Consider the following 23,291-nt stretch of genomic DNA (forward strand, 5'->3'; position numbering starts at 1 on the left):
TTATTCTAATGGAGATGGACAAGCAATCAAGACAATTCATTAATATGGCGGTGTAGCTCAGCTGGCTAGAGCGTACGGTTCATACCCGTAAGGTCGGGGGTTCGATCCCCTCCGCCGCTACCATATTACCCAGGAGGCTTAGCTCAGCTGGGAGAGCATCTGCCTTACAAGCAGAGGGTCGGGGGTTCGATCCCCTCAGCCTCCACCATATACGCCGGTGTAGCTCAACTGGTAGAGCAACTGACTTGTAATCAGTAGGTTGGGGGTTCAAGTCCTCTCGCCGGCACCATTAATGCCTGGAACCGTGGTGTAGTTGGCCTAACATGCCTGCCTGTCACGCAGGAGATCGCGGGTTCGAATCCCGTCGGTTCCGCCATTAATCCCAATACAAAATAAGGCTCGGTAGCTCAGTCGGTAGAGCAGAGGACTGAAAATCCTCGTGTCGGCGGTTCGATTCCGTCCCGAGCCACCTTATTTATTTTGGAGGATTAGCGAAGCGGCCAAACGCATCAGACTGTAAATCTGCTCCCTTACGGGTTCGGTGGTTCGAATCCATCATCCTCCACCAGTTCTATGAGTCATTAGCTCAGTTGGTAGAGCACCTGACTTTTAATCAGGGTGTCGAAGGTTCGAGCCCTTCATGACTCATCATATAGAAAGAGTGATTAATCATTAATATGATTATTCACTCTTTTTTTGTTGTTTTGAAATTAGAACTAATGAAACAGTAGCGGAGTAATTATTGAATAATATTCTCGGGAACATAGATCACAAGGTCAGCTGCCAATACACAATACATTATAAATTTTCGTAATCCTTGCTATAAACCAATAGGTAAAAGGCGATCTCCCTTAGGATATGATAAGATAGTAGAAAAAACAGAGTGGTGACGTTCATATTATGATGATCATACCAGGTCTTAAACAACAAATTGAAACAGTTATCGGTACTACATTAGATGAATATGAAGTTACTATAGAAGAATGGGAAGAGTCAGCGGCAAAGTTATTTGATCATAACTATGATAACCCTATCTATAATGCAAAGCGTCACGGTCAACCGAGCGAGGCGGAAAGGAACAACTATACTGAAGCACGCAGTTTGAGCACGGGAGAACGGATTTATTTTAAAGTCGGAGTGAATGCCAAAGAAGGAAATATTATATGTTGGGGATGCTCTACTGAAGCGATTACTAGAGAAACCAAGGGTCTCATCGAGCTTCTAATCCTTAACTACACAGAAGAATCACTCGAAGAAGCCCCTGTAGTATATGAAAGTGATCGAGAGCAGCAACTTGCTGAACTGGGACAATGGCTTGTACAGCAGATGAACAATCCATCCCAGTATGAATCAGTGCCAGAGCATTTATCGATTGTGTCAGAGCTGAGCACAGAGAAAATTCCTTTTTTGCTGCAATGTGAAACACCGGATGCTCATCGAATTCGCTCTAAAGAGCTCAATAAACTATTGGAGAGTTACTTCGGTGAGTTAATTATATTAATTCCAATGGGAGATCAAGAATGGGTCTTTCTTGCTGATGAAGAGATTGTTATGGGTGAGGCTGAAGAGGATACCGTTGAGGCAAGAAAAGATCTGCTTAATGCCTTCTGTCTTGGACTATATGAATTGGTAGCGAGTGAATGGGCTGGTGTATTCCATCTATCTGCATTGTTACCTTGTCACCCAGCAACTCAACTGGTGCCTGCTACTGCACTTTTGCAGGAAAGTGTACAGTTAGGCAGGGCATTCCATGTCGCACAGCATATCCATCTTCCATGGAATTTACAACTAGAACAAGTTGTTGCAAGTATTCCTCAGCAGCAGCGGCTTCGGTTCATTAAGGATACAGGTAAAGATACTACAATATTTAACGATAGTGAGACCCTTACAACGCTAGAGACCTTTTTTAGCTTAGATTGCAATGTGAGTGAGACGGCCAAGCGGCTTTTTATCCACCGGAATACACTCGTTTATCGTCTGGATAAGATCAAACAAGAGATTGGATACGATGTTAGGAGCTTCGAAAGTGCTGTTCTAGTGCGGCTTTTGCTGCTTATGTACAAAGTGACGAAAAAGCTCTGATATTTTTGTGCAGTTTGCGAATAGTCAAACATCACATGCATGGGTTATTATAAAACTACAAAATGTATTCGATTACAAAATGATCTCTGAGGAGGCAACAATCATGGCAGGTGTACGTTTAGAGCATATTTTCAAAAAATACCCGGGTTCCGATAAAGCAACAGTAGTTGACATTAACCTGGACATTAAAGATAAAGAATTCTTGGTACTGGTAGGTCCGTCCGGTTGTGGTAAATCAACAACACTGCGTATGATCGCAGGCCTTGAGGAAATTTCCGAAGGTAAACTCTATATCGGTGACCGTGTCGTGAATGATGTTGCTCCTAAAGACCGCGATATCGCGATGGTATTCCAATCCTATGCCTTGTATCCGCATATGAGCGTATATCAAAACATGGCGTTTGGTTTGAAATTGCGTAAAGTGAAAAAAGACGAGATCGACAAACGTGTACGTGAAGCAGCTAAAATCTTGGATATCGAGCATTTGCTTGAGCGTAAACCTAAGGCATTGTCCGGTGGTCAACGTCAGCGTGTCGCTCTAGGACGTGCGATTGTCCGTGATCCACAAGTCTTCTTGATGGATGAGCCACTCTCCAACTTGGATGCTAAACTTCGTGGTCAGATGCGTGCGGAAATCACAAAACTGGCTAAACGTTTGGAAACAACTGTTATCTACGTAACGCATGACCAAATCGAAGCAATGACGATGGGTGACCGGATCGTAGTTATGAAGGATGGTATCATCCAACAAGCTGCTTCTCCTGAAGAGCTCTACAACCATCCGTCCAACCTGTTTGTAGCTGGTTTCATCGGTTCCCCGACGATGAACTTTATCTCGGGTAAACTGGCTGAGCAAGGTGCAAACCTTCACTTCGTAGCTCCAGGCGTGGACGTTGAAATCCCGCAAGGTAAAGCACAAGTGCTGAAATCTAGAGGATACGTTGGTAAAGAAGTGATTCTGGGTGTTCGTCCAGAAGACATTCACGAAGAGCCAGTATTCTTGGAAGCATCCCCGAACTCTGTATTCTCTACACACGTAGATGTAACAGAGAACTTGGGTCACGAAATGCTCCTCTACTTGAGTGGTGTAGGTAACGATACTACAATCGCACGTGTAGACGGACGTTCTAACACTCGTGATGGTTCCACAGTTAAAATGGCAATTGACATGAACAAGGTTCATATCTTTGACAAAGAGACTGAAGTGAACGTACTTCTTCAAGACTAATATTACTGGGATTCCTCGGAAACGATGAAATCTATCAGTTAACGCAATTATACATTGTATTCAGAGCCCCTTCCGTTATTGCTGGAAGGGGCTTTTTTGACTAATAACAGGCATAGTCCAAGATTGCATTCAGCGGTGAATTCATTTAAGATTATTTGAAGGTTATCGATTGATGAAACAGAGTTCGAGCATGCTATACATGCATAGAAAACATCCGATAACTGTGGTCTGTCCTCGCTGAATGACGTTGATCGACGTTTCGTATAGGCTGCATATGGAATCAAACTGAATGCGCTCTTAAAGTAGTGAAATGATGTGTCATCTTGATGTACATACAGAGGCAGCGAATGCTGAAAGGAAGAGACAAAATGGCGAAAAAAGTGAAAGTATCCGAGTTAGTGCAACAATTTCAGCTTGAAGTTGTTTCAGGATCTCATGGATTAAAGAGATTCATTACAGTAGATGATCTGAACCGACCTGGCCTAGAAATGGCTGGTTATTTTGAATATCATCCGCAAGAACGGGTGCAGCTTCTTGGAAGAACCGAGCTGGCCTTTTTTGCAATGTTATCTGAACAAGAGCGCCGTGATCGGATGCAGCGTCTATGCACAGAAGAGACACCTTGTATCGTTATAACCCGCGGACTTGACGTTCCACAGGAACTGATTGATATCAGTGAAGAACAGAACTTGGCTGTACTTCGCAGCAATATGGCGACTACGATTCTTTCCAGCCGGATCACGGGTTTCCTTGAAGGCAAGCTTGCGCCAACTGCGACGATCCATGGTGTTTTGTGTGATGTGAATGGTGTAGGTATGTTAATTACGGGAAGCAGTGGTATCGGTAAGAGTGAGACTGCCTTGGAGTTAGTTAAGCGTGGCCATCGACTTATTGCTGATGATGCGGTAGAGATTCGCCAAACCTCTGACTTCCAGCTTCACGGAACAGCGCCAGAGTTGATTCGTCATTTGCTGGAGATTCGCGGAGTTGGTATCATCAACGTCATGACGCTGTTTGGTGCAGGTGCAGTACGTAACAATAAACGAATTACGCTTGTTGTTCGACTTGAAGCATGGCAACAGGACAAGCAGTATGACCGTCTTGGATTGGACGAGGAGACTACACGAATTATTGATACGGATGTACCTCTGGTTACGATTCCGGTTCGTCCTGGTCGAAATCTAGCTGTAATCATCGAAGTTGCAGCCATGAACTACCGTCTGAAGCAAATGGGATTGAATGCGGCGCTGCAATTTACGAATAAGTTGACAGCAACCATCTCAGAAGATATGGAAGACATGGATTAATTAAATTAGTTCAAGGAATTGTGGTATGAGACAAAGCTTTGCTTTGCTATACCACTTTTTCTTGGACATAGGTTACGTAGGAAACGAGTGAATTTATAGGAGTGTGAATGAATGGATACATTATTACTGTTGGACCCGGTTGCGTTCTCTATTGGATCGCTAACGGTTCACTGGTACGGATTAATTCTGGGTGCAGCAGCGCTTGTAGGTCTATTGCTGGTCATCCAGGAGGGGAAACGATATGCCATTCCGCAGGAAGTTTTCATGGACATGGTTCTGCTCGGCGTACCGTCTGCTATTATTGGAGCCAGAATTTATTATGTGGCATTTAAGTGGGACGATTATAAGGACAATTTCTGGGATGTATTTAAAATATGGAATGGCGGTATCGCCATTTATGGCGCACTAATTGGTGCAATTATATGTGCAGTTATTTTCTTCCGTCGTAAAGGATATAACTTCTGGCGTATGGCCGACATTTGCGCACCAGGTCTCATCGTTGGACAGATGATTGGGCGTTGGGGGAACTTCGTGAATCAGGAAGCCTACGGCGGACCTGTAGAGGAATCATTTTTGCGGAACAATCTGCATCTGCCAGACTTTATCGTCAATCAGATGAATGTAAATGGTGTATTCCATCATCCGGCTTTCTTGTATGAATCGTTATGGAGCCTGGTAGGTTTAGGGATTCTACTCGTATTGCGTCGTCAGAAGTTTCTACGTGCAGGCGAACTATTCATGTCTTATTTTATCTGGTACTCTATCGGTCGTTTCTTCATTGAAGCACTGCGTACAGATAGTCTTGGGTTCCAAGCACCAGCATGGGTGGCTTCTGTCGTAAATGGAATGTGGTCTCCAATGACGGCAATGGGCTTCGAGCAAGGGTATCTAGATCCAGCGTATGGCAACGTTAGAATTTCGCAACTGCTGGCGATCGCTATTATCATTGTTGCGGTAGTATTCATTGTGGTAAGAAGAGTGACGGGTCGGGCAGATGTACGTTATAGTGACCCGATCGTATCGACGAAAGTACCTTCGGAGCCATCGGATGATATGCCACAGACAGGTGCGCCAGGTACAGGTGCTGGCAAAGACAGCAAAGAAGACAAAACATCAACGCTAGCTAGAGATGAGCAGAGGCAAGCTGAAGACAAAAAGGAGTAATGCAGGTATGATCAACACGGTTTTGTTTGATCTCGATGGAACGATTATAGATACGAATGAGCTGATCATCAGCTCGTTCCTACATGTAATGGGAGAATGGGAGCATTCAGCTCCGTGGACAAGGGAAGAGATTATTCCACATATGGGTGGTACGTTGGAACAGCAGATGCGTACATTTTCTGGACAAGAGGATGTCTCTGAGTATGTGAAGGGCTACCGTGCATATAACGATATTCACCATGAGGCAATGGTGCAGCCTTTCCCACATGTGTTGGAGGTTATTGAAGCCCTTCATCAAGCAGGTATAGTAATGGGAGTAGTGACAACGAAAATTCGTCCTTCCACACTTAAGGTGTTAGAGCGCTTCGACTTGCTCAAGTATATGCAAACCATTGTAACCGTCACGGATGTAACCCATCCGAAACCTCATGCTGAACCGGTATTGAAGGCGATGAACGAGCTTGGTGCCGATCCTGCCAAAACATTGATGATTGGTGACAGCCCGGTGGATATTCAGTCGGCTCAAAATGCAGGTGCACTCTCCGTAGGTGTGGCTTGGTCTCTCAAGGGAGAAGAAAAACTGAAAGAATACAACCCGGATCATATTGTGCACGATATGAGGGATCTGCTTGCACTCACAGGTATTGAAGCGAGACGTACATGAGAAAAGTAACCCGCTATCCGGTAGAAGGTCATAATGCATTATGGCACATCTATCAGACCGTAAGCCCATGGAAGGGTGTTCGTAATTTTATCTGGATTCAGCTATCACGTTACTGTCCGATTCTATCGGTAAAGAACTGGATCTATCGCCGAATGCTTGGCATGAAGGTAGGTAAACATACGGCATTTGGCTTAATGGTGATGGTAGATGTGTTTTTCCCGGAGAAGATCACGGTGGGCGAAAACTCAGTCATCGGATACAACACGACCATTCTGGCTCATGAATATCTCATCAAAGAGTACAGGCTGGGCGAGGTCATTATCGGTGAAAATGTACTTATTGGTGCGAATACAACCATCTTGCCGGGGGTAACCATCGGGGATGGCGCTGTGGTTGCAGCAGGTGCTGTAGTTCACAAGGATGTTGCACCAGGAGCCTTTGTGGGAGGTAATCCACTACGGGATCTATCCCGGTCTGCACGTTCAGAGCATGATGTGCTTGTGAATACAGAGGAACCATTTTAGGAAACGAAGATCGTTGGAGAACGGCATTTCAATTATGTATACCGATGACCTAAGATCAGAGCCATAGGAACTAATAAGAGATATCCAGTGGTAAGGTGAATTCAGAACCGCTGAGAGAGAAGCTGCTAAGGGCAGCTTTTTTCATATATAAAAATATTCTCGTCATGCTTATAAAATGCGGGTAAACCATAGAAGGAAGATGGCTGGCTAGCTGTGTGGCTTTGTTGACGATGTGGAGTCATTCATGTTATCATATCCCATATACTTTAGTTTGTTAGCACTTTACCATACGAAAGCAAAGAGCGGCAGAGTGTGAACTTCATATTCTCTTCTCTGAGGGTTCGACTTCATAGAAATAATGCGCTGCATAGCAGCTAGAGCACAAGAACAGCTTCACAGATGAACGTATAGAGGATTTGCGAAGGCATTTGTGACTTCGGTTGAAACAGATGCTATTTACATAAATCCTGTTGAGATACAGATTGAAATGCAAGTGGACGAATGAATTGATGCAAGAATCGATATACAGACTTACAGACTGCTGCACGATCCAAATTACTGACTCGGGGTGAATGATACAAATGTCTAAACCAAAAGGCTTCGAGAAACCAACGGGTTTCCGTGACTATACACCGCTTGTCGTGAACAAGCTGAGAACGATTGAGCGAAATGCACTAGAATGCATGGAACGCTGGGGTTATCGCCAGATTATGACGCCAACGATTGAGTATTACGACACGGTAGGTGTAGCCAGCTCTACATCAGATCGTAAATTGTTTAAGTTGCTGAATAGCCGAGGAACAACGCTCGTGTTGAGATCGGATCTGACAGCTCCTATTGCGAGGGTGGTATCTTCTCTACTGAAGGATGAGCCGCTACCGCTCCGTTTGTCTTATCATGCGAATGTGTTCCGTTCGATTGAAGAGGAAGCGGGACGTGAAGCGGAGTTTTTCCAGACGGGTGTTGAACTCGTAGGTGATGATTCTCCTGAAGCGGATGCAGAAGTGGTTGCTTTGGCCATTGCCTCATTACAGGCAGCAGGCGTGTCTTCTTTTAAAATAGCGATGGGTCACATGGGTTTCCTGAATGGATTGTTGGAAGAGGTTATCCCGGGTCAGACTGCACAGCAGCAAGAATTGAAGAAGGGATTGCTCGGGCGGGACTACGTTGGTTATCGGGAGTCTATTGAAGCGCTTGATCTTGAACCGAAGCTGAAGGCGCAACTTGAGGCAATTCTACGTTTGCGAGGTGGCAAAGAGATCTGTGCTCAAGCAACTCAATTAAGCTCCAGTCCGGAAGCAGCAGAGTCTATCGCCCATCTGTGTGCAGTATTTGAGGTGTTAGAGGCGTATGGAGTCTCTGAGCATGTGTTGATCGATCTGACGATGATTGGTGACTTCTCGTATTATACAGGTATGACATTTGAAGGTTATGCGGCCGAGCTTGGATCGCCTGTATGCAGTGGTGGACGATATGATAATCTGCTGCAGCAGTTTGGACGTGCGCTTCCGGCTACGGGATTTGCACTCAAAACAAACCGAATTATCGACGGAGTACATGGCATTACAATAGAAGAAGAAAAGCCTGTGCTGATTGAATATCAGTCTGAATGCCGAGCTGAAGCACTTACGGAAGCAGCGCGGTTACGCAGTTTAGGAAAGAATGTTGTGACAGCCCTTCTCTCCGAAGAGAAGAGCAATACTGAAACGGTGAAAGTAGCTGTAACCTCTGGTGAACAAGAAGTGCGGAGTGACAAGCGGTATGCCGAGGTCATTCGTTATGCATCTGAAGAAAGGGGAGCACGCTGAGATGTCGGATATTTTGAAGGTAGCAATGCCAAAGGGACGAATCTATAAAAAAGCTTCAAAGTTATTCCGTGAAGCAGGTCTCGACATTCCCATTGATGTGGATGACACGCGCAAGCTGGTGATCGAGGTGCCGGAAGCTGGCATGGAGTTTATTATGGCGAAGCCTGTGGATGTCCCAACCTATGTAGAATATGGTGTGGCTGATATCGGGATCGTGGGCAAGGACGTACTGCTTGAGGAAAACCGGGATGTCTATGAGCTGCTCAACTTGGGAATTGCACAATGCCGGATGTCCGTTATTGGGCTTCCTGATTGGAAGCCAGGTATTCAGCAACGGGTAGCAACCAAATACCCGATCATTGCTTCCCAATATTTCAGAGAACAAGGACAGCAGGTGGAAGTCATTAAGCTGAACGGCTCTATTGAGCTTGCGCCACTAATTGGCCTAGCTGACCGAATCGTCGATCTAGTAGAGACGGGGCAGACGCTACGTGAGAATGGACTGGTGGAAATGAATTCGATTCTTGATATCACCAGCCGCCTTATTGCCAACCGGGTTAGTTATCGGATGAAGAATGATCGGATTCAATCGTTATGCGATGCATTGCAGAGGGTTATTCCAGCATCGACGGAGACGCCTGGTGGGATACTGAGAGGCTGACGAAAGCCTCTTAGCTTATTATCATGGACATGTAGCAGGCCTCGTAAATGCGTAGCGGAGCATGGTGTTCTAAGACTACACTTGGAGCGAAATTGCGGCTTGATAGAAATTATGGATATCAAAGAATGACCATATAGTATGGTGGTATTACAGGAGAGAAGGAGGTTATATGCATGAAGATTGTACCTGCACGGGAGTTTAATCTGAAGCGGGAAGTCGAATATGGTACACCTGAGCAAAATGAAACTGTACGGCGCATTGTCAGTGACATCCGCCGAGAAGGCGATACTGCGTTGCTCCGATACACAGAGCAACTGGATCGGACGAAGCTCGCGGCTTCAGAGCTTCGTGTGCCGCAGGCAGAGCTACAAGCAGCGTATGCCGCGGTGGAGCCATCTTTTGTGACGGCGATTCGGCAGGCCGCCGACAACATTCGTGCGTTTCATGAGAAGCAGAAACGCAATTCTTGGATGGATTGGCAGCCAGACGGCAGTCTGCTGGGCCAGGTAATCCGACCGCTGAAGCGGGTCGGTGTATATGTACCTGGCGGCAAAGCAGCGTATCCTTCGTCAGTGCTGATGAATGTGATTCCGGCACAGGTAGCAGGTGTGCCGGAGATTGTTCTGGTGACGCCGCCATCCACGAATGGCGGCGAAGGCATTAACCCGTACATTCTCGTGGCTGCCGCGGAAGCAGGCGTAAGCGAGATGTACCGGGTTGGCGGCGCGCAAGCCATCGCCGCCCTCGCCTATGGCACGGAGAGTATTGCCCCGGTGGATAAGATCTGTGGACCGGGCAATATTTACGTGGCGCTCGCGAAGCGCGAGGTGTATGGGGCGGTCGATATCGATAGTATCGCGGGGCCGAGTGAGATTGTGGTGCTCGCCGATGATACGGCGAACCCGGTGTATGTTGCCGCAGACTTATTGTCGCAGGCAGAGCATGACGAGATGGCATCGGCTATTCTCGTCACAACTTCGGCTACGCTGGCAGAAGCCGTGCAGGCCGAGGTGAAGCGGCAACTGGACGTGCTGCCGCGTAGAGATATTGCGGCTGCTTCGGTGGAGCAGTACGGGGCAATTATTGTGGTCGATTCCTTGGATGAAGGAATTGATGTGGTGAATCGCCTTGCACCGGAGCATTTAGAGATTATGGTGCAAGAGCCGATGGCTTACGCCGGACGGATTGAGAACGCTGGTGCCATCTTCTTAGGGCCATATAGCTCGGAACCGGTAGGGGATTATTTTGCCGGCCCGAATCATATTATTCCGACGAATGGCACAGCCCGATTCAGTTCACCGGTGGATGTGGATGATTTTATTAAGAAATCCAGCTTGATCTATTACAGCAAGGAAGCGTTGCTCCAGAACGGAGCGGCTATTATAGAATTGGCTCGGCATGAAGGGCTTGAAGGTCACGCCCGCGCAATCGCTGTGCGGTTAGAACAGGAAGGAAAGGCGGAATCAGATAATGGATAATCAAGAGAATGGTTTGGAACTAGAGAACAAAGGTGCTGTGCGCGAGGCACAGGTAGACCGAAAAACGAATGAGACCAATATTCAACTCGCATTTTCCGTCGATGGAACGGGTCAATCGGTGATTGAGACGGATGTTCCTTTTCTGAATCACATGCTGGATCTGTTCACGAAGCACGGGCAATTCGATCTAAACGTACAAGCGCGTGGGGACATTGATATTGATGATCACCACACTGTAGAGGACATTGGGATCTGTCTCGGACAGACTTTACGTGAAGCATTGGGTGACAAACGAGGCATTAAGCGTTATGCCAGTGTATTCGTACCTATGGATGAGGCTCTCGCTCAGGTCATCATTGATGTCAGCAACCGTCCTCACTTTGAGTATCGTGCAGAATATCCATCCCAGCAGGTAGGTAGCTTCTCGACAGAGCTTGTGCATGAGTTTCTGTGGAAATTGGCATTGGAAGCTCGGATTACCTTACATGTGATTGTGCACTACGGACAGAACACACATCATATGATTGAAGCTATATTCAAGGCACTTGGTCGGGCATTGGATGAGGCAACGATGATTGATCCACGTGTAACGGGTGTGCCTTCCACGAAGGGAGTGCTGTAGACGATGGCGATTGCAATTGTCGATTACGGTATGGGGAACCTGCACAGCGTCGGCAAAGCGGTCGAACGTCTAGGCTATGAAGTGCTGGTAACGGGAGACCGTGAGGCAATTCTGGGTGCAGATGGTGTGATTCTGCCCGGTGTAGGTGCATTTGGCGATGCGATGGAGCATCTGCGAGAGAGTGGTCTGGATGCTGTAGTTAAAGAAGCTGCTGCTGGGTCGAAGCCTCTACTCGGTATTTGTCTTGGGATGCAGTTATTGTTCAGCTCTAGCGAAGAGCACGGGGAACATGAAGGACTGAACATTTTACCGGGTAAAGTGGTGCGCTTTGCCCCAGGCGAGCTGAAAGTTCCACATATGGGCTGGAACCGTCTGGAGTTCCTACAACCCGAAAGCCCGTTGTTGGCTGGTCTGGATGCAGGACACGTGTATTTCGTCCATTCATATCATGCAGTTACTGAAGTGCAAAGTGATCTACTGGCAGTCACCGATTACGGACATCCTGTGACGGCAATTGTGGGTAGAGGATCAAACTTCGGTATGCAGTTCCATCCGGAAAAAAGCGGCGAGCTAGGTATGAAGCTTCTGGGTAATTTCTTGGCTTTAACGTAAACGTAAACGGGCTGTATATGTTTGAGCATTAATATGTTCAAATTAGAGCTTCACCGGAATGATCTGAATAACTCGCGTAAGACAACGTAATTTGTTATTCGTTATATTGAGGTCAGATTGGATCATCGTGCAAGAGAGTAGTGAGCTCTGAAATGAAATGCTACTCTAAACTAAATATCAGCTATAAGTGCGTGTTCAAAAAGGACGGTTTTCAGTACCGAGAAGATGGGATGAAGCTAGAAATGGAGTAGCGGAGCGTAGGCAGGACTGCGTGAGCAACTACATTGTTTCCGAAGGAAACAAGCTGCGTAAGCATCCATTTATTTCGGGTGAATTCCATATTCGATGCTGAGATGCAGTCAGGCATTCTTCGTAATCAAAAGCAGACTTTTTGAACAACCTCTATAAAGCGATAATCAGGAGGGCTTGTATGTCATCTTTTATCATATATCCAGCAATTGATATCCGGGACGGTAAATGTGTAAGACTGGTGCAAGGCGATTACAATCAGGAGACGGTATACAACGATGACCCTGTACAAGTTGCCCTATCTTGGGAGAAGCAAGGCGGTACATATGTTCATCTCGTAGATCTGGATGGTGCTAAGGCTGGACATCCCGTTAATGATGAGCTAATCGGTCGCATCGCTTCAGCAGTCAACGTGCCTGTTCAGGTTGGTGGCGGTCTTCGTACAGTTGCCGATGTGGAGCGTCTGCTCGGACTTGGCGTTAGCCGACTTATTATTGGAACAGCGGCGATTGAGGATCGTGCTTTTACGGAGGAAGTGTTGGGACGCTACGGTGATAAGGTTGCTATCGGGATCGATGCTCGTAACGGTTATGTCGCTACACGAGGCTGGCTCGAAACATCAGAGGTTCAGGCTGAAGTGCTGGCGAAGGAGCTGGCTGCATTCGGCGCAGAAACATTTATCTTCACTGATATTTCTCGGGACGGCATGATGCAAGGGCCAAATGTGGAAGCGATTGTGTCTCTAGCGAAGGCAAGCGGCAGAACCGTTATTGCTTCCGGTGGTGTGAGTGTTATGGATGATCTACTTCGCCTTAGCCGCCATGCAGATGATGGCGTTGGTGGAGCAATCGTGGGCAAAGCGCTATATACAGGTAGCATCGATCTGACTGAAGCGGTACGTTCGGTGAATAAATAAGCGAGATATTCGGGTAGAGAGGAAGAGGAGCATGCTGGCAAAAAGAATCATTCCTTGTCTGGACGTGAAGGACGGGCGGGTTGTCAAAGGCGTTAACTTCGTCAATCTCCGCGATGCGGGTGATCCGGTTGAGCTGGCGGCGCTATATGATCGTGAGGGTGCCGACGAACTGGTATTCCTCGATATTTCCGCTTCGGTAGAAGGACGAGAAACGATGGAAGAAGTCGTACGTCAAACGGCTGGCGAAATTGCGATTCCATTTACGGTGGGTGGAGGTATCTCCAAGGTTGAAGATATGAAACGTATTTTGCGAGCAGGCGCGGACAAAATTGCCGTTAATACAGCAGCAGTGCTTAATCCTCAGTTAATTGCAGATGGGGCACGTCGTTTTGGTTCCCAGTGTATTGTGGTAGCGGTGGATGCCAAGTACAACGATGCTTGGGGCGAGTGGGAAGTCTATACCCATGGAGGCCGGAAAGCTTCAGGAATCAAGGCGCTGGAATGGGTCAAGCAGGCTGAAGAACTAGGAGCAGGTGAAATTTTGCTGACAAGCATGGATGCTGACGGCACCAAAGATGGCTTCGATCTAAAGCTGACGGCTGCTGTATCTGAATTGGTGCGTATACCGGTTATCGCCTCAGGCGGTGCCGGCAAGGAATCCCACTTCTACGATGTGTTCACGGCGGGTAAAGCGGATGCGGGGCTCGCGGCAACGATATTCCATTATAAAGAAATCGCCGTACCGGTACTAAAACAACATTTGAGCGAACAAGGGGTGGAGATCCGTGAGTAATACAAGAAATGAAATTAAGGAACAATTGTCCCTTACACAGGTAGTGGAGCATATCCGCTGGAACGATGGATTGGTACCTGCCATTGTACAGGATGCTGAAACTCGCGAAGTTTTGATGATGGCTTACATGAACCGGGAGTCTTTGAAGCTGTCGCTGGAATCTGGTGAAACGTGGTTCTGGTCACGCTCTCGTCAAGAGCTATGGCACAAAGGAGCAACATCAGGCAACGTACAACAGATCACTTCGCTAAAATATGATTGTGATGGTGATACGTTACTTGTTGAGGTTAAACCGAATGGACCAGCTTGTCACACAGGTGAAGTGACTTGTTTCCACAATGAAATCACTGGTTTGCCGGAAACGTCCGAACAAGCAAGCGAAGCGAATAGCACGTCTTCTGGTCAGAATGATGCCGCGCTGAGCGACGTGGAGGCACGTTTTGCTGTACTTGGTGAACTTGAATCTGTCATTGCTGAACGTGAGCGTGAGCGCCCAGAAGGGGCTTATACGACATATCTGTTCGACAAGGGCGTTGATAAAATTCTCAAAAAAATCGGTGAAGAAGCATCGGAGACGATCATTGCCGCGAAAAATAAAGATAATGACGAGCTGCGTCTGGAAGTCAGTGACCTCATGTATCACTTGCTCGTTCTCCTTCAAGAGCGCAAGTTGCCACTGGACGATATTATGTCAGAGCTGAGCCGTCGTCACGAGCGGCCTCGTCGCGATTAGGAGGAGACAGGCGTGCGAATAGACTATCATACACATCATGAGCGGTGTGGTCATGCCGTTGGTAAGTTGGAAGAGTATGTGAAGCGTGGCGTAGACATTGGGCTATCCCAGATTGGGCTGTCTGATCATATGCCGTTACTCCATGTAGATCCAGCCAATTATTATCCCGAGATGGCTATGCCGATGGATGAACTTCCACGCTATGTTGAGGAATGTTTCTCCCTGAAAGAGAAATATCGTGGTCAGATCGATGTACGTGTCGGTCTGGAGGGCGATTACATTGAAGGCTGGGAGAATGAGATTCGAGCGATTATTGAACGGTATCCGTGGGATTATGTCATTGGATCTGTGCATTTCCTGGGCGAATGGGATATTACCGACTTTCGTCAAACGTATCACTGGGAAGGGCGTAACGTGTTGGAGGTGTATCGCCAGTACTATGATGCGGTGAGTAAGGCAGCTGCAACGGGAATGTATGACATTATGGGACATACGGACGTCATCAAGCGATTCGGCTTCTCCCCTGCACCTAAGGAGGTAGATGAGCGTATTGCATTGGAGAATGCTGCTCTGCAAGCGATTGCTAAGAGCGGCTGTGCAATGGAGCTTAACGCCTCAGGGTTATCGAAGCCCTGTGCTGAGATGTTTCCTGGACGGCGGATGCTGACGAAAGCGATTGAGCTAGGTATCCCGTTAACGCTTGGTTCGGACGCGCATGATCCTTTGAAGCTGGGGGATTACCTACCTGAGGCAGAAGCACTCTTGCGTGAGTTGGGGTGCACCGAGGTGGCTGTCTTTGAAAGTCGCCGTCGCTCTTTCGTTCCTTTAAATGGAGGAGACAGTAGAGTATAATAAGGTTGAAAATAACCTTATTCATAAGGGATTATATAGGGACTTCAACCCTCGGGAGGGCATTATGCAGCAATCGTTACGTATTTTTTCCGGTTCATCGAACCCGAAGCTGGCAGAACAAGTATGCGACAAGCTGGGAGTACAGCTAGGCAAGATCAAGCTGTCCCGGTTCAAGAGCGGAGAGATATACGTTCACTATGAAGAGACTATTCGTAACTGTGATGTGTTTCTAATTCAGTCGTTGTCTAACCCGATTAATGAGCTGTTCGTTGAACTGCTCGTTATGATCGATGCTGCGAAGCGAGCTTCTGCTCGGACAGTGAACATCATCGTTCCCTATTATGGATATGCTCGTCAGGAGCGTAAGTCAGCCCCGCGCGAACCGATCTCAGCCAAAATGGTTGCCGATGTGTTGACCACGGCTGGAGCGAACCGGGTTGTGACGATTGACCTCCATGCAGCAGCTATCCAAGGATTCTTCAATATTCCGGTGGATCATATGACATCATTAGATTTAATCAGTGAGTATTTGCTAAGCAAAGGTATTGAACATCCAGTTGTTGTCTCCCCGGATGCTGGGCGTGCCTCTATGGCAGAGAAGCTAGCGAACCGGCTGGATTCACCTTTTGCTATCATGATCAAGAAGAGACCAAGCCATAACGAATCTATCATTACCCATGTCATTGGTGATGTTGAAGGTCGCACACCGATCATTATTGAGGATCTGATTGATACAGGCACGACCATTCTGAATGTCGTTGAGGGACTCAAGGAGCGCGGCTCCAATAATGTATACGTATGTGCTACACACGGGTTGTTCTCCGATGGAGCATTAGCGAAACTCAATCATCCTTCGATAGCTGAGGTGGTTGTTACCGATTCAATTGCACTGCCAGATGATCATCCTGAGTGCTTCAAAGTATTACCCGTTGCTCCGATGCTGGCAAGAGCCATTCGTATTATCGTCGATGGCGGCTCTATGGCAACACTGTTTAAAGATTCTGGTATCTAATGAAGGATCGGAGAATGATTTTTACTCCATAGAGTTGTTCCGTGTCTGAGTTGTCTGCTCAGCACGGCTTTTTTGTTTTATTCATAAGACGGGCAGAATTCCAGGCAGTCAATTCCTTGGTTGCTCTTCTGAAGCATGTGCTATAATAACATCAAAATAAATTTATGAGAGCGCTTTAATATGGGATGATCCAGCCCAGAGGTGCGACAGATGATAAACAATAGAACTGCGTCCGATTCTGTGGTCGGCATCGTGGAGTGAGGAGTGGGGTCGATTGTCCCGTACTTGGTATTATCGGTTACTATTTTCGTACTTTCCTATTTTCTTTCTGACTGTGACCATACTCATTTTTATCGCGTTTGTTTTCATTAATGACATCTCTAGGGCCGAAACGAAAAAAGCAGACCGCATCTCATCCAACTATCTAGCGGATACGGTAGATCACACCATCAGAGATATCGAATTATCATTGATGGAGGCGGTGCAGAATGACCAAGCCTATAGAGACTATTTTAATCATAGAGTTGGGGCGAATTCCGAAACAGTCTATGCGATTGCACAGAGTTTGCGTGAGTTAACCAGTTCTTCTTCATGGATTGAATCCATCTATTTATATGACAATATGAATAAGAGCGTTGTGACGGTAAGTGGGCCTAGAGATGTGGAGAGCTTCTCTGACAAAGCATGGATTGAGCAGACGGTATCTGGGAAGTTATCTCCGGGATGGCAGCCCGTTAGAGAGTACGATGGAGGTATTATTCAGCGTGCCCCTATTCGAGTGTTAACCGTTAATAAGGATATGCCTTTGCCTTTTGGATCCCAAGGTACACTTGTGATTAATATTAAGATGAGCAGTATTGAGCAAACGGTCGATAACATGGTTAACGGACAACTATCCTTCATGACGATTCTGAACCGAGATGGTCAGGTAGTATACAATGCACATTTGGATGATGAGGATGCTACAGAAGGAAGAGTATTGAACACGCTTACGCTCGATAGATTAGGTTGGACGTTATCCAGTGGGATCAAGGCGGGGAATCTGTTTGGATGGGTATCTGTCATTTCTTATGTATGGGTAGTCATTGCCATTGTGACCGTCGTTAGTGCGATCATCTACATCATTTATGTTACACGTCGAAATTATAAGCCAATTCAGATTATTATGAACCGGATTGAAGCACATCAGATTCGGACACTTGAAGATTCGGGATCTCGTAAAGATGAGATGAAGATGATTGATGGTGCACTTGAAAATTTGATTAACCACATGATGGATTATGATGATAAAAAGAGGGAAAATGTACTGTTGCAGCGCAGCAAGCTGTTCAACAGTCTGTTACATGGCGAGCATCTGGATCAAGCCACAGCCCGGCTTGAGGAGCTATCTCCATTTGACACCGTGGGAGAGTCTGTCCGCTTCGCTGTTGTCGTTGGAGAGATTAACCGTTATGAGAAGGGATTTCAAGAGCTTTATACGAGAGGTGAACAAAATACTCTTAAATTCGCATTGATGAATGTGCTACAGGAGCTCTCACGCAACAAGGGCATGCAATGCTGGGCTGAATGGGTCAGTGCAGACCGGATAGCTATTCTATTTCTCTCCACAGAGGATAGCAGCGAGCATGATATGACTGGGCAGATTCGTGATGTTGCAGAGGATTGTCGGTTCTGGGTTGATCAGAATCTACGTATCTCGCTAAGCTTTGGGATCGGGCCGATTGCAGATGGCATTGGAACTATTCGAGAGTCTTATACTGGTGCAGAAGCGGTCATGCATCGGAAATGGCTGATGAACGGAGACGTGGGTTTGGCCGAGAGCGGGGAGAAATCGAAGCCATTAATAGAAACGTACACCTACTTGCAGATGATTGCTGACTTTGTTAAGCGATTCCGAATGTCGAGCGGCCAGTGGAGGGAAGAGCTGGAGGAGATTTTCGCGGCGTTTGAACGTAATATGCTGCCGGATGAAGATATTCAATCCCTCATTCAAGCGATGCTACAGATGCTTAGCCGTGAAGTGGCACTAATGTCGGACGAACTTCAGGAGAAATTGTCAGAAGACAATATGAACAAGTGGCTCAAGTCGATAGAGGAAGCAGCGACACTTGCTGATGTAAAAGCATTGCTGTTCGAGGACTTAACCGACCTGTTCAGAACGTATGTCTCGGTGACAGAAACCAAGAGCTACAAAGCGATGGTCAATGAGATGAAAAGTTATATTGAAGAACAATTTGCCAACCCTGACCTGTCTCTGAAACATTTGAGTGATCGGTTTCAGATCTCTGGCAAACATGCGAGTTATTTGTTCAAGACAGAATTCAATATGAAGTTTGTGGACTTCGTGACCGAGCTGCGAATGAAGGAGACGGAACGACTTCTCTGCACAACTGAATTGGCATTGCAGGATATTGCCGTGAAGGTAGGGTATGCTAATGGTATTACGCTGGGGCGTGTATTTAAACGGGTTACAGGCATTACGCCAGGCGATTATCGCCGAGCGAAGCGTGAACATCATACGGATGAGTCCTAGTCATAGGTGGTAATGTAGCATGGATTGTTTATTTTCGGATAAATGAGCTTAAAGTGAGGGGTGGAATTCTCGCAGGTGTTCTCCGTAGGAGGGGTACTTGCTGGAATCCACCCTTTTACTATGATCCAGGCGGTTTGCCTGATCAATCCGATCAGTGATTTCAAGTCATGTGGTAATTCCGAGAGTATACGTGGATGGATATTCCAGTTTATATGTCGGATACGAAAATAGGCAGTATCAGAAAATGGTTTATCGACCTAGCTAAGAACAAACTGTACTGAAGTGGGGGTAAAGTCTGTCTGCGCGTGGGTTTAGAGCAGTAATACTGAAAACGGATTGTCTGCGAAAATGGTTAGGGGAATAAACCACAACCGCTCTGTAAGCGCTTCCGAAACTGGTTTATTGCATGAGGGCAAGAAGGTATGGAATACTCGGATCAAGCTTTACAACATTCAACGCAAAGCCAAAGGGGATGACAAAATGACAAGAAGAGCAACCAAAGGGAGTACGAAGAAATGGATGGGTCTGGCGCTTACAATGGTAATGGGAGTTTCACTGTTAGCAGGATGTTCATCTGCATCTGATCAATCGGCTGAAGGCGGTGCATCAGGTAGTGGTGAGCGTGTCACCTTGAAAGTAGAGGTATTCGATCGTGGTAACAGTCCTTCTCCACATACGATCACGAATAACTACTTAACTAAATTTGTTCAAGAGAAATTTGGCGATCCGAATAACATTGATGTGCAATTCGTACCTGTTCAACGTTCAGAAGAAACAACCAAGCTCAACGTGTTAATGGCCAGCCCCAGCGACGTTCCAGATATTGTGTTTGTATATGACTCCAGTGTGTTCTACCGTTACGCTCAGCAAGGCGGTCTAACTGACGTAGGCGAGCTTCTTAATGAACATGCACCTAACTTAAAAGAATATCTCGGCGATGACCTGTTGAAATTCGGTCAGCTTGAAGGTCAGCAATTCGCTATTCCGGGTAAACGTGCCATTACGGCTCGTTATAACTCATATATCCGCCAGGATTGGCTTGATAAAGTTGGCATGAAAGCTCCAACAACAACCGATGAGCTGTATGAAACGTTGAAAGCATTCAAAGAGAAAGATCCAGGCAATCTAGGCAGCAAAAACATCCCAATGGGTATGGCACTAGCCCCAGCCCAGTATGAAACATTGATCTACTCCTTTATTAAACCTGTACAAGATGGACTTACGTACAGTCAACGTTACGAGCTACCATTGCATGATGGCTTCAAAGATGCGATGCAGTTCCTTAACAAGCTATACAATGAAGGTCTGATCAGCAAAGACTTCAGTCTTGATGAAGAAAAAGCGCAATTGGTCAAAGACTTCCAAAACGGTAATATCGGCTACATGTCTGAGGACGTAGGTCAGATTCTGTATGCAGATGGTATGCTTGATAATTTGTACAAAAATGTACCGGATAGCAAAGTTGTAGCAGTTGACGCTTATACTAACCCGAATGTGGACAACAAACACATCAAATCACGTTATGGTAGCAACGGGATGTACATCATGATTCCAAAAAGCAGCAAACGTTCGGTTGAAGCAGTGAAATACTTAGACTGGATGGCTTCTGGAACGAACTTGCTGGAGATGAACACCGGTGTCGAAGGTGAGAATTACGATATGGTTGATGGTGTTCCAGTTGTTAAAGATGATGCACCACAGGATGTCAAAGATCGTCTCTACAACGGCGGTGACATGGCGATTATTGCCAATGGTAAAGTAGTTGGAGATCAGGCAGCCAATGAAGCTGCATGGATTGCAGGCTTCCCAGAACGTAACCAAGAGCTGATGAGACAGTCCATTGATATCGCGAATACGGACACGATCGGTCCGGTTATCTTCAGCAAACCGATTGAAGCAGAATCTAAATATGGTACGGCGCTAAATGATAAGTTGAAAGTGCTTATTGTAAAAACTGCGATGGCTAAACCGGCAGACTTCGAAGCGGTATATGAAAAAGAAATGAATGATTTCATGTCACTGGGTGGCACAGAACTGAAGAAAGAGCTTGAAGCAGCACTTCAGTAAGCGTTATCAATTAAAAGGTTCATCTTGTGATTACCAAATCAATATGTAATTTACCGTATAACTTTAGAAGGAACGTGTGCCGCCAGTATGGGCGGCACAGCCGTTTCTCTGTTGATAGGAGGAAACCGACTTGACCATCACATACTTGAAAAGGTATTGGCAATTATATGCGCTCATCTCACTGCCTCTGATCTACTTCTTGATCTTTCGTTACGGCCCAATGTACGGGGTTCAGATCGCTTTTAAGGATTTCAACTTGTTTCAGGGCATCAACGGGAGTGAGTGGATCGGTTTCGATGCTTTCCGTGAAGTATTTGGAATGCGGGACTTCTACACCACATTACGAAATACGTTCATGCTTAATTTTCTAGATTTGCTCGTTTCATTCCCTGCTCCAATTATCTTGGCGATCATGCTCTATGAAGTTCGGTTTAAGTGGTTCAAAAAGATTTCACAAACGATCCTGTACATTCCTCACTTTATTTCTTGGGTTATTATCGGGGGAATCGTGTATCAATTATTCGGCAATCAATCCGGTATGGTGAACGGTTTGCTGGAGAGTATGGGGCTGAACTCCATACCATTTTTGACAGAGAAGAATCCATGGCTTGTTACGTACCTGTTCACAGGGGTTTGGCAGAGCGCTGGATGGGGAACCATTCTGTATCTGGCTGCATTAACCGGCGTGAACAAGGAATTGTTTGAAGCTGCTGAGATTGATGGAGCGTCACGTCTGAAGAAAATCTGGCATATTACCTTGCCTAGTATTAAACCAACGATTGTCACTTTGCTTATTCTGAATCTCGGACAAATGGTCAGCATTGGTTTTGATCGTCCTTACATTATTGGTAACACTGCTGTACGTGAATACTCTGATGTACTGAGTACCTTCGTGTACAGGGTTGGTTTGGAATCTGGACAATATACACTGGCGACTGTCGTCGGACTCTTCCAGGCTGTTGTAGGACTGATCTTCGTACTCGGTTCAAATTATATTTCGAAAAAGGCGACCGGTGAAGGTATTTTGTAAGCCTGAAAGGGATACCAATCGGCTGTTTGTATAGACCATCAGTAAAGGAGCTGTGCGCATATGAGTGAACGCACCTCAAACCGGGTTTTTGACATCGTTAATATTACCTTTATCAGTTTGTTTGTTATCTTCTGTCTGGCTCCGTTCTTGCACACGATTGCGATCTCACTAAGTTCCAATCGGGCAATTACATCTGGTGAAGTGACCATATTCCCTAAAGAATTTAATTGGGATGCGTATATTCAGGTATTCTCTGACCAATCAATGATCTATTCACTGGGCTTTACGAGTGTTCTAACGGTAGCAACCACTGTGCTATGTATGCTCTTCACACTAGCAGCTGCATATCCGTTAACGAAGAAAAAATTGAAAGGGCGCAAGCTCTTCATGTACGTCATCATCATTACCATGTTCTTCAGTGGCGGGATGATTCCAGAATATTTGCTCATTCGTGATCTGAACTTGCTTAATTCCGTCTGGGCGCTGATTTTGCCGGGTCTCGTAAGTCCGTTTAACCTGATTATCCTGATTTCCTTCTTCCGCGGCATTCCAGAAAGCTTGGAGGAATCGGCTGAGATTGACGGTAGTTCGCATGTACACACACTCTTTAAAATTATATTGCCATTATCTATGCCTGTATTGGCTACACTGGCTCTATTCTATGCGGTTGGTCGCTGGAATGGCTTCCAGGATTCACTGCTGTATATTAATGATCCGAAGCTGTACCCGCTGCAGCTTAAACTCTTCCAAATGGTACAAAACAATATGGTCAGCGAGCTTACGCTCATGGAAGGTGCTAACCGTGCACCATTGACCCCAGAGAGTCTCAAGGCAGCAACGGTTATATTTGCAACCGTACCGATTCTGCTCGTGTATCCTTGGCTGCAAAAGTATTTTGTCAGCGGTGCGATGCTTGGCGCGGTAAAGGGTTGATTCTAGCATTGGTATAAGCGTAG

At 46.3% G+C, this 23,291-nt stretch carries 20 protein-coding genes and 7 tRNA genes; all 27 read left to right on the forward strand.

Going from position 1 to position 23,291, the window contains the following annotated elements:
* Positions 1-46 precede the first annotated feature (46 nt).
* Positions 47-123, forward strand: a tRNA-Met gene (locus V6W81_RS00690).
* Positions 124-132: 9 nt separating this feature from the next.
* Positions 133-208: transfer RNA gene (locus V6W81_RS00695), tRNA-Val, on the forward strand.
* Between the two features lie 5 nt (positions 209-213).
* Positions 214-289: transfer RNA gene (locus V6W81_RS00700), tRNA-Thr, on the forward strand.
* Positions 290-298: 9 nt separating this feature from the next.
* A tRNA-Asp gene (locus V6W81_RS00705) sits at positions 299-376 on the forward strand.
* Between the two features lie 20 nt (positions 377-396).
* Positions 397-469: transfer RNA gene (locus V6W81_RS00710), tRNA-Phe, on the forward strand.
* Between the two features lie 13 nt (positions 470-482).
* A tRNA-Tyr gene (locus tag V6W81_RS00715) sits at positions 483-568 on the forward strand.
* A 7-nt stretch (positions 569-575) separates the two neighbouring features.
* Positions 576-648: transfer RNA gene (locus V6W81_RS00720), tRNA-Lys, on the forward strand.
* Positions 649-900: 252 nt separating this feature from the next.
* The gene (locus tag V6W81_RS00725; RefSeq protein ID WP_338541246.1) at positions 901-2,082 is read left to right on the forward strand and encodes a PucR family transcriptional regulator; all 1,182 of its coding nucleotides are present in this window, start codon (positions 901-903) and stop codon (positions 2,080-2,082) included.
* 103 nt (positions 2,083-2,185) lie between these two features.
* Positions 2,186-3,310 carry an ABC transporter ATP-binding protein gene (locus V6W81_RS00730; protein ID WP_145051889.1) on the forward strand — a complete coding sequence of 375 codons (1,125 nt, stop codon included), beginning with the start codon at positions 2,186-2,188 and terminating at the stop codon, positions 3,308-3,310.
* A 368-nt stretch (positions 3,311-3,678) separates the two neighbouring features.
* Positions 3,679-4,617, forward strand: coding sequence for an HPr(Ser) kinase/phosphatase (gene hprK, locus V6W81_RS00735; RefSeq protein WP_145052149.1), 939 nt, complete (start codon positions 3,679-3,681; stop codon positions 4,615-4,617).
* Between the two features lie 111 nt (positions 4,618-4,728).
* Positions 4,729-5,781: a prolipoprotein diacylglyceryl transferase gene (gene lgt / locus V6W81_RS00740; protein ID WP_338541247.1), complete on the forward strand. Its 1,053-nt coding sequence runs from the start codon at positions 4,729-4,731 to the stop codon at positions 5,779-5,781.
* 7 nt (positions 5,782-5,788) lie between these two features.
* Positions 5,789-6,445, forward strand: coding sequence for a pyrophosphatase PpaX (ppaX, locus tag V6W81_RS00745; protein ID WP_145051895.1), 657 nt, complete (start codon positions 5,789-5,791; stop codon positions 6,443-6,445).
* Positions 6,442-6,969, forward strand: coding sequence for an acyltransferase (locus V6W81_RS00750; protein ID WP_338541248.1), 528 nt, complete (start codon positions 6,442-6,444; stop codon positions 6,967-6,969). The genes ppaX and V6W81_RS00750 overlap by 4 nt, the downstream gene beginning before the upstream one ends.
* Positions 6,970-7,550: 581 nt before the next feature.
* Positions 7,551-8,777, forward strand: a complete 1,227-nt coding sequence (locus V6W81_RS00755; RefSeq protein WP_145051902.1) for an ATP phosphoribosyltransferase regulatory subunit — start codon at positions 7,551-7,553, stop codon at positions 8,775-8,777.
* Position 8,778: 1 nt separating this feature from the next.
* The gene (gene hisG / locus V6W81_RS00760) at positions 8,779-9,438 is read left to right on the forward strand and encodes an ATP phosphoribosyltransferase (RefSeq protein WP_338541249.1); all 660 of its coding nucleotides are present in this window, start codon (positions 8,779-8,781) and stop codon (positions 9,436-9,438) included.
* Between the two features lie 173 nt (positions 9,439-9,611).
* Positions 9,612-10,916, forward strand: coding sequence for a histidinol dehydrogenase (gene hisD / locus V6W81_RS00765; RefSeq protein ID WP_338541250.1), 1,305 nt, complete (start codon positions 9,612-9,614; stop codon positions 10,914-10,916).
* Positions 10,909-11,538, forward strand: coding sequence for an imidazoleglycerol-phosphate dehydratase HisB (gene hisB, locus V6W81_RS00770; protein WP_338541251.1), 630 nt, complete (start codon positions 10,909-10,911; stop codon positions 11,536-11,538). Before hisD ends, hisB begins: the two co-directional genes overlap by 8 nt.
* Positions 11,539-11,541: 3 nt before the next feature.
* Positions 11,542-12,150, forward strand: a complete 609-nt coding sequence (gene hisH, locus V6W81_RS00775) for an imidazole glycerol phosphate synthase subunit HisH (protein ID WP_338541252.1) — start codon at positions 11,542-11,544, stop codon at positions 12,148-12,150.
* Between the two features lie 430 nt (positions 12,151-12,580).
* Positions 12,581-13,315, forward strand: a complete 735-nt coding sequence (gene hisA / locus V6W81_RS00780) for a 1-(5-phosphoribosyl)-5-[(5-phosphoribosylamino)methylideneamino]imidazole-4-carboxamide isomerase (RefSeq protein WP_056695220.1) — start codon at positions 12,581-12,583, stop codon at positions 13,313-13,315.
* A gap of 31 nt (positions 13,316-13,346) precedes the next feature.
* Entirely contained in the window at positions 13,347-14,108 is a 762-nt protein-coding gene (hisF, locus tag V6W81_RS00785) for an imidazole glycerol phosphate synthase subunit HisF (RefSeq protein WP_338541253.1), read from the forward strand.
* Entirely contained in the window at positions 14,101-14,841 is a 741-nt protein-coding gene (hisIE, locus tag V6W81_RS00790; protein WP_338541254.1) for a bifunctional phosphoribosyl-AMP cyclohydrolase/phosphoribosyl-ATP diphosphatase HisIE, read from the forward strand. The genes hisF and hisIE overlap by 8 nt, the downstream gene beginning before the upstream one ends.
* A gap of 12 nt (positions 14,842-14,853) precedes the next feature.
* A complete protein-coding gene (gene hisJ, locus V6W81_RS00795; protein WP_338541255.1) occupies positions 14,854-15,693 on the forward strand; it encodes a histidinol-phosphatase HisJ in 840 nt (279 codons plus the stop codon).
* 64 nt (positions 15,694-15,757) lie between these two features.
* Positions 15,758-16,705: a ribose-phosphate diphosphokinase gene (locus V6W81_RS00800; RefSeq protein WP_145051923.1), complete on the forward strand. Its 948-nt coding sequence runs from the start codon at positions 15,758-15,760 to the stop codon at positions 16,703-16,705.
* A 274-nt stretch (positions 16,706-16,979) separates the two neighbouring features.
* Positions 16,980-19,238 carry a helix-turn-helix domain-containing protein gene (locus tag V6W81_RS00805; RefSeq protein WP_338541256.1) on the forward strand — a complete coding sequence of 753 codons (2,259 nt, stop codon included), beginning with the start codon at positions 16,980-16,982 and terminating at the stop codon, positions 19,236-19,238.
* Between the two features lie 480 nt (positions 19,239-19,718).
* Complete coding sequence (locus tag V6W81_RS00810; RefSeq protein WP_145051929.1) at positions 19,719-21,305, forward strand: extracellular solute-binding protein; 1,587 nt, start codon at positions 19,719-19,721, stop codon at positions 21,303-21,305.
* 130 nt (positions 21,306-21,435) lie between these two features.
* A complete protein-coding gene (locus tag V6W81_RS00815) occupies positions 21,436-22,335 on the forward strand; it encodes an ABC transporter permease (RefSeq protein WP_239293559.1) in 900 nt (299 codons plus the stop codon).
* Positions 22,336-22,395: 60 nt separating this feature from the next.
* The gene (locus tag V6W81_RS00820; protein WP_145051934.1) at positions 22,396-23,268 is read left to right on the forward strand and encodes a carbohydrate ABC transporter permease; all 873 of its coding nucleotides are present in this window, start codon (positions 22,396-22,398) and stop codon (positions 23,266-23,268) included.
* The last annotated feature ends 23 nt before the right edge of the window (positions 23,269-23,291 follow it).

Source organism: Paenibacillus tundrae, assembly GCF_036884255.1.
GTDB lineage: Bacteria > Bacillota > Bacilli > Paenibacillales > Paenibacillaceae > Paenibacillus.

Excerpts from the sequence above, each read along its gene's own strand:
- V6W81_RS00820 (WP_145051934.1), top strand. The coding sequence starts at position 22,396 with ATGAGTGAACGCACCTCAAACCGGGTTTTTGACATCGTTAATATTACC.
- lgt (WP_338541247.1), top strand. The coding sequence starts at position 4,729 with ATGGATACATTATTACTGTTGGACCCGGTTGCGTTCTCTATTGGATCG.
- V6W81_RS00810 (WP_145051929.1), top strand. The coding sequence starts at position 19,719 with ATGACAAGAAGAGCAACCAAAGGGAGTACGAAGAAATGGATGGGTCTG.
- hisB (WP_338541251.1), top strand. The coding sequence starts at position 10,909 with ATGGATAATCAAGAGAATGGTTTGGAACTAGAGAACAAAGGTGCTGTG.
- hprK (WP_145052149.1), top strand. The coding sequence starts at position 3,679 with ATGGCGAAAAAAGTGAAAGTATCCGAGTTAGTGCAACAATTTCAGCTT.
- V6W81_RS00730 (WP_145051889.1), top strand. The coding sequence starts at position 2,186 with ATGGCAGGTGTACGTTTAGAGCATATTTTCAAAAAATACCCGGGTTCC.
- V6W81_RS00750 (WP_338541248.1), top strand. The coding sequence starts at position 6,442 with ATGAGAAAAGTAACCCGCTATCCGGTAGAAGGTCATAATGCATTATGG.
- hisA (WP_056695220.1), top strand. The coding sequence starts at position 12,581 with ATGTCATCTTTTATCATATATCCAGCAATTGATATCCGGGACGGTAAA.
- ppaX (WP_145051895.1), top strand. The coding sequence starts at position 5,789 with ATGATCAACACGGTTTTGTTTGATCTCGATGGAACGATTATAGATACG.
- V6W81_RS00800 (WP_145051923.1), top strand. The coding sequence starts at position 15,758 with ATGCAGCAATCGTTACGTATTTTTTCCGGTTCATCGAACCCGAAGCTG.
- V6W81_RS00725 (WP_338541246.1), top strand. The coding sequence starts at position 901 with ATGATGATCATACCAGGTCTTAAACAACAAATTGAAACAGTTATCGGT.
- hisH (WP_338541252.1), top strand. The coding sequence starts at position 11,542 with ATGGCGATTGCAATTGTCGATTACGGTATGGGGAACCTGCACAGCGTC.
- hisF (WP_338541253.1), top strand. The coding sequence starts at position 13,347 with ATGCTGGCAAAAAGAATCATTCCTTGTCTGGACGTGAAGGACGGGCGG.
- V6W81_RS00755 (WP_145051902.1), top strand. The coding sequence starts at position 7,551 with ATGTCTAAACCAAAAGGCTTCGAGAAACCAACGGGTTTCCGTGACTAT.
- hisG (WP_338541249.1), top strand. The coding sequence starts at position 8,779 with ATGTCGGATATTTTGAAGGTAGCAATGCCAAAGGGACGAATCTATAAA.
- hisD (WP_338541250.1), top strand. The coding sequence starts at position 9,612 with ATGAAGATTGTACCTGCACGGGAGTTTAATCTGAAGCGGGAAGTCGAA.